10 protein-coding genes and 1 pseudogene are annotated in these 11386 nt (G+C 37.1%); all 11 read left to right on the top strand.

Going from position 1 to position 11386, the window contains the following annotated elements; all coding sequences use genetic code 11:
- The first annotated feature begins 14 nt into the window (after nt 1-14).
- Nucleotides 15-1217, top strand: coding sequence for an ABC transporter substrate-binding protein (locus V7147_RS22805; protein WP_335370090.1), 1203 nt, complete (start codon nt 15-17; stop codon nt 1215-1217).
- Nucleotides 1218-1286: 69 nt separating this feature from the next.
- Nucleotides 1287-2168: a branched-chain amino acid ABC transporter permease gene (locus V7147_RS22800; RefSeq protein ID WP_335370089.1), complete on the top strand. Its 882-nt coding sequence runs from the start codon at nt 1287-1289 to the stop codon at nt 2166-2168.
- A 15-nt stretch (nt 2169-2183) separates the two neighbouring features.
- A complete protein-coding gene (locus V7147_RS22795; RefSeq protein ID WP_335370088.1) occupies nt 2184-3218 on the top strand; it encodes a branched-chain amino acid ABC transporter permease in 1035 nt (344 codons plus the stop codon).
- Nucleotides 3199-3978, top strand: coding sequence for an ABC transporter ATP-binding protein (locus V7147_RS22790; RefSeq protein WP_335370087.1), 780 nt, complete (start codon nt 3199-3201; stop codon nt 3976-3978). The genes V7147_RS22795 and V7147_RS22790 overlap by 20 nt, the downstream gene beginning before the upstream one ends.
- Nucleotides 3971-4735, top strand: a complete 765-nt coding sequence (locus V7147_RS22785; protein ID WP_335370086.1) for an ABC transporter ATP-binding protein — start codon at nt 3971-3973, stop codon at nt 4733-4735. The genes V7147_RS22790 and V7147_RS22785 overlap by 8 nt, the downstream gene beginning before the upstream one ends.
- Nucleotides 4736-4783: 48 nt before the next feature.
- Nucleotides 4784-5701 carry a malate dehydrogenase gene (locus tag V7147_RS22780; RefSeq protein WP_335370085.1) on the top strand — a complete coding sequence of 306 codons (918 nt, stop codon included), beginning with the start codon at nt 4784-4786 and terminating at the stop codon, nt 5699-5701.
- The gene (locus tag V7147_RS22775) at nt 5698-6666 is read left to right on the top strand and encodes a ketopantoate reductase family protein (protein ID WP_335370084.1); all 969 of its coding nucleotides are present in this window, start codon (nt 5698-5700) and stop codon (nt 6664-6666) included. The genes V7147_RS22780 and V7147_RS22775 overlap by 4 nt, the downstream gene beginning before the upstream one ends.
- Before the next feature lie 326 nt (nt 6667-6992).
- A complete protein-coding gene (locus tag V7147_RS22770; protein WP_335370083.1) occupies nt 6993-8837 on the top strand; it encodes a hypothetical protein in 1845 nt (614 codons plus the stop codon).
- A 432-nt stretch (nt 8838-9269) separates the two neighbouring features.
- Nucleotides 9270-10034, top strand: coding sequence for a DUF4230 domain-containing protein (locus tag V7147_RS22765; protein WP_335370082.1), 765 nt, complete (start codon nt 9270-9272; stop codon nt 10032-10034).
- 65 nt (nt 10035-10099) lie between these two features.
- A complete protein-coding gene (locus tag V7147_RS22760; protein WP_438824638.1) occupies nt 10100-10618 on the top strand; it encodes a YkvA family protein in 519 nt (172 codons plus the stop codon).
- Between the two features lie 90 nt (nt 10619-10708).
- A pseudogene (locus tag V7147_RS22755) lies at nt 10709-11161 on the top strand (hypothetical protein); the annotation flags it as partial.
- Between the last annotated feature and the right edge of the window lie 225 nt (nt 11162-11386).

Here is an 11386-nt window from a genome sequence, read left to right as displayed (position 1 = left end):
AGGAGGAATAGTAAATGATTAAGAAGTCTTTCACTTTTATGATTCTTGTATTCTTGCTTTTAATGACGGCTTGTAGTAATTCTGCCAAGCCAACAGATAGTGCTGCAAATGATAGTACTTCTGGAAAATCACAAGGTGCTTCCGAAGATGTGATTAAAATTGGTTTTATCTCTGACGCTACTGGACTCGCTTCTTCTCAAGGAAAACCCGAAATGGATACTGCTAAATATTTAGAAGAAAAAATTAATGAAGAAGGCGGCATAAATGGTAAAAAGGTAGAATTCGTCAAGTATGATTCTGAAAGTGATGAAACCTCCGCGGTTCTGGGAATGAAAAAACTGATTAATGAAAACGTCTCCATAGTGGTGGGAGGGACTATTACGGGTAGCAGTCTTGCTATGCTGGAAATAGCACAAAAAGAGAAAATACCGTATATCTCGATGGCAGCTGGTTCCGAGATTGTAAAACCTGTAAAAGAATATGTGTTTAAAACCGTCCATAACAGTGACCTAATGCTTGAAAAAACGTTACAAAGTTTGAAAGAAAACAATATTAAGAAGGTTGCATGGATGAATATAAATGATGCTTATGGCGAGGATGGCTATAAACATTTCAAGGAAATGGCACCCGATTATGGTGTCGAAATCATTGCGGAGGAAGTGTTTGAAGGAAGCGATACGAGTGTGACCCCGCAGCTTTCTAAGATCAAACTTAAAAAGCCCGATGCGGTTGTGGTGTGGACACGTCCACCTTCAGGTTCCGTTGTTTCTAAGGATTTTAAACAATTAGCTTTTGATGTACCTTTAGTACACAGCTATGGTATGGCGAACCAAGCGTATCTTGATCAAGCGGGTAATGTGGCAGATGGTAATTTGTTAGCAAGCGGAAAAATCCTAGTGTCCAATACACTTCCAGACGGTGACCCACAGAAAAAACTGATTGAGGAATTTACTAAGGACCACACAGAAAAACTTGGATACACACCAACTAATTTCTCCGGATATTCGTATGACGGTATCATGCTTGCCACTGAGGCAATCAAAAATGTTGGAACAGACCGTGAAGCGATAAGAGACTATTTGGAAACTAATATTAAGGACTTCGTTGGAATTACAGGGATATATAATATTACGCCTGAGGATCATAGTGGGTTAAGCCTTGATTCGATTGTTTTTATTGAAGTGAAAAATGGAGAATGGACGTTATTTGAAAAATAAGAATAAGTGAAATGGTAAATACGGCTGGTTGTTATCAGCCGTATAATCCCTTAAGAGAGGTGTAAAACATTGGAATATGCATCTTTTATCGTACAGCTTTTAATAGGCGGTTTAACCATAGGTAGTATATATGCATTAATAGCAGTTGGATTCGTTATCACTTTTAATGTAACGGGTGTACTAAATTTATCCCAAGGCGAGTTTGCTATGATCGGTGCTTTAACTGCTACATCCCTAATTGCATCTGGTGTTTCTTATCCATTAACATTTTTGTTGGCAATCGTAATAACGATGGGCGTTGGCGGCTTATTTGAAAGAGTGTCTATACACCCAGCTCGAAATGCTACGCCATTAACATTGATTATTATTACGATTGGTATGTCAATTGTCCTCCGGGGTATCGGATTATTAATCTGGGGATCAAATCCACATAGTATGCCTCCATTAGACCCAGGCCAACCAGTGCAAATTCTACAGGCTTTTATATTAAGACAAAGTATTTGGGCGGTTGTTATCTGCTTAATTATGGTCGTTTTAATGTATTTCTTCTTTTATAAAACGTATTGGGGTAAAAGCTTACGAGCAATTGTTATTAATAGGTTAGCGGCAAGGGTTATGGGAATCAAACCAACAAAAATGTCATTCTATACTTTATCCATCAGTGCTGGACTTGGGGCATTGGCAGGAATTATCACAACTCCGATTACGGGTGCTACATATGAAATGGGTCTTATGCTCGGACTTAAAGCGTTTGTGGCCGCAGCAATTGGCGGTTTGACGAATGCGCCAGCCGCAGTTGCAGGTGGTTTCCTTATTGGAATCATTGAATCCCTAAGTGCTGGATTAATTTCATCCGGCTATAAGGATGCTATTATTTTTGGCTTACTAATTATCGTACTTATTTTTTTACCGAACGGCTTATTTTCAAAATCATCTGGAAAACGTGTTTAAAAAGGGGGGACTTATATGCTTACCACAAATCTAAAAGGGAAATGGGCCATAGGGTTATTTCTTCTTGTTTTAATTATACTGCCTCTGATTTTTAGGAGTCCATACCTTACCAGTGTCCTTGTGATAATCGGTCTATATGGAATCGTTGCAATGGGCTTGGGATTATTGCTTGGGTTTACAGGTCAAATTTCCATTTCACAGGCGGCCTTTTATGGAATTGGCGCATATACTTCAGCCATATTGACTGTTAACTACCATGTTTCTCCATGGATTGCTATTTTGGCGGGTTGTGTCATTTCAGCTATTATTGCCATAATTATTGGCTGGCCCACATTAAAATTAGAGGAAAATTATCTGGCTTTAGCTACATTAGGATTTGGCTTTATCGTTTATATCTTTTTTATGCAGATGGTCGACCTCACTGGGGGCCCATCTGGAATAAGAGAAATCCCACAATTAAGCCTTGGTTTCTTCACTTTTGATACAGATCTTAAATACTATTATCTCGTCTGGCTAGTTGCATTAGGATTATTATTTTTCTCAGCAAAGTTAGTTAGTTCGAGAGTGGGTAGGGCTTTACGAGCCATTCGAGGAAGTGAAATTGCAGCTCAATCTGTTGGAATAAATCCAACTAAGTATAAGGTAAAAGTATTTATGCTAAGTGCTGTATTTGCATCGATCGCGGGTAGCTTATATGCCCATTATGTTTCGTTTATTAGTCCATCTCCTTTTTATGTCACTGCTTCCATCAATTTTGTCATAATCGCGGTTGTTGGTGGCTTAACGAATGTTTGGGGCGGACTCATTGGTGCCATTGTTATTACGGGTCTTGGAGAGCTGGTTCGGGAAGTAGTTCCACTCTTTTTACCGAATGCAGGAAGTGAGTATGAACTTATTCTTTTTGGTGTGATTCTAGTTGCAACAATGATTTTCATGCCTAAAGGGTTATCAGTAGGAGTAAAGGATGGAATGTTGAATTGGGCTAGTCGCAGTAAAAGTAAAAAGAGGGTAAAGGAAGGGGAATTACAAAATGAAAAAACCATTGCTTGAAATCTCCGACCTTACAAAACAATTTGGTGGAGTTATAGCTGTTAATAAAGTGAACTTTGATGTGTATCCAAATGAAATTGTTGCAGTTATCGGACCAAACGGAGCCGGAAAAACCACTCTTTTTAATATGATTACGTCAATCATTCAGGCAAGCCAGGGGGATATTCGATTTAACGGGAAGTCTATTACTACGAAAAAAACGTATCAAGTTGCCAAGATGGGAATAACAAGGACATTTCAAAATTTACAAATATTCAATGATATGACTGTAGTGGAAAACGTGATGGTTGGCTATCACATTAGAACAAAAAGTGGTTTTTTTGCAGGAGGTTTTGGGTTCTCCAATGCTAGAAAGGATAACCAAACCGCCTATGCAAAGGCAACCGAAGCATTGGAATTGGTGGGGCTAAAAGAGCGTAAGGATGAACTGGCAAAGAATCTTCCCTATGGGTTGCAAAGGCTTGTGGAAATAGCACGTTCCATTGTGATGGAGCCTTCCCTAGTATTGTTAGATGAACCAATGGCTGGTTTAAATCAAAGTGAATCAATTGAGCTTGTTCGAATCATCCTTCGACTTAGAAAAAGAGGCTATACATTCTTATTTGTTGAACACGATATGGAAATGGTCATGGGAATAGCAGACCGGATTATTGTCGTTGAAAATGGAGTAAAAATTGCAGAGGGAACTCCTGCAGAGATCCAACAAAATCCGGTAGTAATTGCTGCTTATTTAGGAGAGGAGGTTCTAGTAAATGCTTAGTGTCAACAATCTTCACACCTACCACGGTCATATCCATGTCTTAAAAGGGATTAGTTTTCATGTGAATAAAGGGGAAATGCTTGCAATCATTGGAGCGAATGGTGCAGGAAAAAGTACGTTGTTGGGCACATTATCAGGCATTTACAAACCTCACTCCGGGGACGTTCAGTTAGAGGACAAAAATATCACAAACATGCCTATTGAAGAAACCGTTCAACAGGGGATGGTTTTAGTTCCTGAAAGGCGCCAAATATTTGATGGTTTAACGGTATACGAAAATCTCATATTAGGTGCATACCATCGATATCGGAAAGAAAAAAAACAATTAAAAAACGATGTTGAGGAAGTGTTGGAGACCTTTCCAAGATTAAAAGAAATGCTGAATCGGCTGGGTGGGAACCTAAGTGGAGGGGAACAACAAATGCTAGCTATCGGCAGGGGCCTAATGGCAAAACCGAAAATTATGCTATTGGATGAACCATCCCTTGGGCTAGCTCCGCTTATCGTACAAGATATTATGACTGTACTTGAAGACTTACGAAAGGCAGTAGATACCACTATTATTCTAGTTGAACAAAATGCAAAAGCTGCGATGAAAGTGTCTGATAGAACCTGTGTCATCGAACGCGGTCAAATCGCATTAACTGGTAATTCAAAGGAGATGCTGGAGGATCCGCGGGTGGCTTCATTGTATTTAGGTGGGAGCAATACAGACTTTAATGCTATAAAAAATGAAATATATTCAGAGCAATTTTAATTAGATGATTTTGGATTTGCTTTGCAAAAGAAGAATGGTGGTGTGAAAATGAAAGTAAGTATTTTGGGAGGAGCGGGCACATTAGGATCCACTACTGCATTTGTGCTTGCTCAGCAAAATCTCGTGGATGAGATTTGTCTTATTGATATTAAAGAAAATATTGCATCAAGCCATAAAATGGATATGGAACAAGCTGTCGCAGAAGTATCAAACGTAAAAATTACAAGCGGTGGTTTTAGTTTATTGAGGGGGTCTGACATAGTAATAAATACAGTTGGTATACCAGAGAAGCAGGTTGAATCCCGCATGGACTATTTGGTTGGGAATTATAAAATTATTAAAGAAATAGCCAGATATATAAATGAATTCACTACGAATCCTATCATTATTACAGCCACAAATCCTTTGGACATAATTAATTCACTATTACAAAGCTACGTCCAAGTTGATTCATCTAGACTCATTGGTTTCTCATTAAATGATACGTTTCGACTGCGTTGGGCACTTTCAAGTGTTCTAAATAGATCAATTAATGAAATTGATGCACTTGTTCTGGGGGAGCACGGGGAGGACCAGTTACCAATATATAGCCATATTTATGTTGATGGAAGTCAAGTTAATATTACCAACGAGGTCAAGCTTCAAGTTCAACAAATAATTAAGAATTGGTTTACGGAATACCAGTCACTTAATTCAGGGCGAACAACAGGATGGCTCTCTTCATTAAATATAGCTCGTATGATCAAGGCGATAGTAAAGGATACAAAAGAATTAATACCATGTTCTGTCATTGGATCTGATGGGGTTTCCATCGGTCAACCAGCTATTATCGGCAAAAATGGGGTAGAATCCATTCATGAAATTTCAATGACAGAAGTTGAAAAAACAGAATTTAATAGAATCAAAGAAAAAATAAAAAGTCAGGTAGATAATCTACAACAAGGTAAGGTGGAAAGCCTCAAATGAATAAAAAACTTACTTTTGGAATCATTGGAGCGGGTGCAATGGGCTGCAGGTTCGGGGCACAGTTATTTGAAGCTGGTTATGACGTATCCCTTTATGATGTTTGGAGAGAGCATATTGAAACGATTCAAAATAATGGATTAAAAATAAAGCATGGTAATGAAGAAAAGACGATCAAGATAAATGCCTATGTAGAACCACAAATAAATAGATCCTATGATATTTTAATTGTTTTTACAAAGGCACAATATACCGAGAAGGCATTAAATAAATACTCTAGTTTAATTTCACCAGAAACCTATATTTTGACTTTGCAGAATGGTCTTGGAAATCAAGAGTCAATAGCAAATTATGTGGGTCTTGATCGGATCATTGTCGGAACCACCACATACAGTAGTGATCTACTTGGTCCCGGAACGATTGAAGTAGGTGGTGCAGGAGAAACATATATAACCCACTTAAAAGGGACATCTCAAATTGTTTCACAAGTTGAAGAAGCTATGAATCGAGCTTCCCTAAGTACATGTATCTCAAACAATACGATGGTTGCTGTATGGGAAAAATTAGCCTTCAACGCAGCTATCAATTCAGTAACGGCTTTAACAGGGTTAACAACAGGAGCAGTTGGAAATCATCCATTAGGTATAGTGTTGCTGAGCAAGATCGTTGAAGAGGTAGGGATGGTGGCAAGCCACCTTGATATTGAGATTGATGTCAAGAAAGTTGTAAGTACATTACAAAAAGTATCGGCACCTGATAAAGCGGGGAATCATTACCCTTCGATGGCTCAGGATATAGCAAAGAAACAGAAAACAGAAATTGAAGCCATTAATGGGGCCATCATACGTGAAGCAGAAAAATATCAAATTCCTGTTCCCTATAATCACGCAGTTTATAACATGATAAAAATGATAGAGGATAACTATGTAAGCCAAGATGCCATACAGCTCAAGCAAAAAGTATTTTAAACACTAAAGACGTAAGGTTTTCCACCTTGCGTCTTTAGTGTTTTCAATCACAGGGCCTAGTCCCCCGGATAACAACGCCTGATTTGCGGTTTGTTATAGCAATAAAGCGCTAAAGCAATACCGAACTTATAAAGTAAGAAGTCTGTCCATTTCTTAAAGGTTATAAAAAGGGCCAGTCTCTCAACGGGCTAATGCTTTACCGCACTGGTGGGGGCCAGGCACAATCATTCATGCCCCCTTAAGCGGATCCTTAAGCCCTTTGTCCCTTAGAGGTTTTTCTACTATAATAAAGAATATATTTTATTTTGGGCGGAGGGGCAGAGATTATGGTTTTAAGGCCAAAGCACCATTTGTTTAATAAGACTAAATCTTTAGCTGTTAGGCAGTTTACAGATCGTGAAGAACCTAGAAAAGCATTTAAAGATGCATTTTTGGAAAAGGCTAATCAGCAGTATAAGGTTCTTACTTATTATGGGGTAGGTGGAATCGGTAAAAGCCGATTGCTGAATGAACTCTATCACCAAGTTGATCAAATGGAAATAGGAGTAATTAAAGCAAGAATAGATTTTAAAGAAGAAAAGTTTCGCCTAGCTGGTGAAGGTCTAATCGTATTAAGGGAACAACTGAAGAAGCAACATACTATAAACTTTAACACCTTTGATCTTGCTTACTCAATGTATTGGAAAAAATTAAATCCGCAAATATCTATGAAAAACAATCGAAATGAACTCCCTTTTATAGAAGAAGGTAGTTTTATAGCCGACTTGTTGGAACAGCTAAATTATATTCCTTTTGCTCAATGGGTACCAAAAACACTCAAACTGATTCAAGTAATGGGAAAATATAAAGACTCACTGCAATGGTGGTACGGGAGAGGGAAGCAGGTAATGGAGCAGCTGGAAGATCTGCAACCATCTGAAATCGAGAATATGCTCCCTGCATTTTTTGCTATCGATTTAAAAGATCATCTCGAATTCACAAGGAAAAAGATTATTATTCTTATAGATACTTATGAAGCGCTATGGGAAAAGGATCGACTACGCGGGTCATTTAGCGAAAAAGATGCATGGGTGCAAGAACTTGTTCTCCAACTCCCTGAAGTTCTTTGGGTTATTGCTGGTAGAGAAAAAATTCATTGGGCTGATACTGAGCCAGAGTGGGAGCTTTATTTGGAACAGCACTTAATTGGCGAGCTATCGGATAAGGACTCGGACCGATTTTTATCCTCATGTGGTATCTTTGATGCTGGCATTAAGAAAGTTATTATCGAAACAAGTAATGGATTACCATACTATTTAGATCTTATGGTTGATACGTATGTGCTCATTCAAGAAAATGAGCAAAGGATGCCTGTACCGGCTGATTTTTCAAAGACTCCAGAAAAAATATTAAATCGTTTTTTAAGGTATTTAGATATTAGGGAAAAGGAAACATTGAAAGTTTTATCATTCGCACGATTTTGGGATGAAGAGTTATTTGTTTCACTTCTCACAGAATTTAAAACCGGCTATCCTGCAACGGCATATAAAGAATTATTCCGTTTCTCGTTCATAAATGAAAGTGACCATTTGCGAACTTGGAATATGAATCGCATCGTGGCTGCTAGTTTGCAAAAGGATGTAAAGAAACATAATCAGACTCTTTATAATCGAATTCACAACTATTTGTTCCGTTATTTTAATGAAAAATGTAAACAGAATTCTGTTGAGATTTCAGACACAGATTTACTTTATATACAGGAGGTATTTTATCATGCACCATACGTATTAACCCCATCAGAATATAGTTCTTGGTTTCTAGAAATGATGAAATGGCTACGTTCAATTGGTAAGTTTGAGTTTATTTGGTCAATCCAAGATGATGTTTTCACATTCATTAACGGTGAGAATACCATACAGGTCTCGGATATTTACCGGAATTTTGGAGTAATTGGATGGATGAGAGGGAGATATGATCAAGCAATCCAATTGTTAGAGAAATCTATTAATCTTACTAAATCATTAAACATAGACACAAATCCTTCAAATTATCTTCGAATTAGCAAAAGCTACAGTAATATGGCGGAAATCATGGTCCAATCAACTGACTATGAAAAGGCATTTGAATATTTTAATGAATCTTTGATGTGGCGTCACTGTGACCATAACTTAAGACAAACCTTCTATTGTTAGATGCTCAAAACTAAATACTGTACTTTTTAAAGAGTTATTATTTAAGATTGGAAAGTTACACGAACATGATTTAGAAAGGGTTTTAACAACAATACGAAATTACTTTTAAACCTTGTTTGTATGAAGCAGGGAACGACCCACTGGTATATTTAAGTAAAAATGAGAAAATTTTAAAAACGATAAACCACCCACAAATGGTGAAAAATAAGCGTTTGTGAGTGGTTTTTTGTGTTGAGAGTAAATGTCTGAATAAGGTAGGATTTGAATTAGGTTTACATATTTTTTATACATGGTTTAATAGGAATTTAGTGTCTTTAAATTTTTTTAGTATAAAATTCTTTATGTGTGTTATTAGTTAAAAGATCCCTTACATAAAAGATTAGTAGATTAAAAGGATAAGCATTATAATGGTAAAAGTGAGAGGTGAAAAAAATGGTAACAAATAGAGAAATTATCGAAGAAAAAGACGAAAGAATTGCACAGCTAGAAAGACAGTTAAGAGAATTAAATGAAACACAACAGCAAATTGCTGCAACTATTGCGCTAGAACATAGCTCAAGATCTGTATTTCCACCGAAAGGTATATTTAAGTCTATCATAAAAGCTGCTGGATCGAAGATTATTTTGGCCATGGTCATCCTTGTTTTTTTAGTCATCATCACTTTAGCAGGAATTCGGCTATTTGGGGGCAGTACCTTCAAACAAGAGTCTGTCACGTTTGTTGAACGTGTTCAAGAGTTAGCCACATTGGCAACAGCTGAAGCTCATATGAAAGAGGTTCTACACCAAGAGGAAAATAAGAATTTCTTGAATATTAATTTACCAGGAACAAAGCGAGAAGTTCTATTAGTTGTACCTGCGACAGTTATTGCAGGTGTTGATTTGAAAGGGATTACTTCTAAGGACATGGATATTAATGAAGAAACAAAAGAAATAGAAATTACCCTTCCTCATGCAGAGCTCATCCAGGAACCATCAGTACAAATGGATAAAATACAAGCCTTGGACAAGAATGGGCTTTTCCGTGCTGATATTAAAATGGATGAGGGGTTTGAGTTGGCTGCTGAGGCACAAGAGAAAATTCGTCAAGGAGCCATCTCTAGTGGTTTACTAGATACTGCAGAGAAAAATTCAGAAAAAGTGTTAAAGGAATTTTTTAAGAATATTGGTTATACGGTAAATGTCACGTTTAACTAATAGGACACCTGCCCCTGCTGCTTGGGATCGACCTGTTTTAATCTATTAATTATTGGAGTGATTTCATGTTAAAAAATTTATTTAAGAAGAGAACAGACCTAGATGAATTATCCTCATCTAATATTGATGAAGACGACAAAATAGAAATTGAAGAAGAACTAGTTGTTGATTTAAAAGATGAAGCAGAAAAGCTAAATGCTGAAGATATTAACCAACACGAAAAGCATTTCTCAGAGGAAAAGTTTTGGACGAAGGTTCAAAAATTCTCTAAAAAAGCTGGAACTTCGGTAGTCTACGCTGTTCTATTGCTTTATTACACACTTCAAAAGCCAGAGGTACCCTTAAAAGTTAAAGCAACTATTGTTGGGGCTCTAGGTTATTTTATTTTACCTCTAGATATTATACCTGACTTAGCAATTGGTGTAGGATATGCTGACGACCTAAGTGTTGTACTATTCGCTTTAGTACAAGTAGCTTTATATGTCGATGATGAAATTAAATTGCAAGCGAAAAGTAAACTAAAAGATTTGTTTGGTGAGAATGTAGATACAACTGAGATTGATAATAAACTAGGTAGAAAATAATATGATAAGTCTGTATCCAAGGTTTTAGGAAACAGACTTTATTTTTTGGATTTATAGTAAGAACTTTAACGTTTTGTTGGAGTTTAAATAGTTGAAAAGAAATGGGATGCGAAAAGCCGATTTTGTATAACTTTTATGGAGAAGCAAGCTGGTTAACCCCAGTATTGGATGCGAATGGGTTTTTGCAGAACTATTTTATCGTCTCATATGCCACCCAGAAATTTCTGTATACGGTATTACGCCAAATGAAGCATTAAGGCAATATAAAATAGCATTGCAACGCGGTGGAGGAACGGTTGATGGAACCCTGAAGCAGAAGAAAAACAAGTGAGCGGAAATGTCGTGCGCGTCTATAAAGAGAAGTCTGACAATTCAACGATTGTTTCCTTCCTATTACATAAAAACGAAAGTTACATGATCTCATCTGAAAATGCCCCAAAAGCTATTTATTTACAGGCAGAAGAAACTGTGAAGGTAACCTACCTTGATACCGGGGATAAATTTTTACCAGCAAAAACCCTTGTGATTCAAGTATTAAATTAAAATTTTTGCAAAGTGAGTGTCGGTCGTACATAGTGACGGGCACTTTTTTTGTTGAAATTGTTGATTTTCGCCATATATAGATGCATTTGTGTTTCCTCCCTTTTTAACCCCTTACAGGTAAAAGCTTTGTTTCAAAATAATATGCTAAAAAATATATAAGGGATAAGATGATAATGGAGGAAAGTGCTAACTGGATTGATAGAAATTAAAATATGTGTATTTCCA

Origin of the sequence: Bacillus sp. JJ1521 (assembly GCF_036965165.1) — a bacterium.
Classification (GTDB): domain Bacteria; phylum Bacillota; class Bacilli; order Bacillales; family Bacillaceae_L; genus Ferdinandcohnia.
The sequence above is the reverse complement of the archived record's forward strand: the minus strand, read 5'-3'. Positions and strand labels throughout refer to the sequence as shown.

Coding starts and splice junctions, on each gene's coding strand:
- V7147_RS22765 (WP_335370082.1), top strand. CDS start 9,270: ATGGTAACAAATAGAGAAATTATCGAAGAAAAAGACGAAAGAATTGCA.
- V7147_RS22780 (WP_335370085.1), top strand. CDS start 4,784: ATGAAAGTAAGTATTTTGGGAGGAGCGGGCACATTAGGATCCACTACT.
- V7147_RS22790 (WP_335370087.1), top strand. CDS start 3,199: ATGAAAAAACCATTGCTTGAAATCTCCGACCTTACAAAACAATTTGGT.
- V7147_RS22775 (WP_335370084.1), top strand. CDS start 5,698: ATGAATAAAAAACTTACTTTTGGAATCATTGGAGCGGGTGCAATGGGC.
- V7147_RS22785 (WP_335370086.1), top strand. CDS start 3,971: ATGCTTAGTGTCAACAATCTTCACACCTACCACGGTCATATCCATGTC.
- V7147_RS22760 (WP_438824638.1), top strand. CDS start 10,100: ATGTTAAAAAATTTATTTAAGAAGAGAACAGACCTAGATGAATTATCC.
- V7147_RS22805 (WP_335370090.1), top strand. CDS start 15: ATGATTAAGAAGTCTTTCACTTTTATGATTCTTGTATTCTTGCTTTTA.
- V7147_RS22795 (WP_335370088.1), top strand. CDS start 2,184: ATGCTTACCACAAATCTAAAAGGGAAATGGGCCATAGGGTTATTTCTT.
- V7147_RS22770 (WP_335370083.1), top strand. CDS start 6,993: ATGGTTTTAAGGCCAAAGCACCATTTGTTTAATAAGACTAAATCTTTA.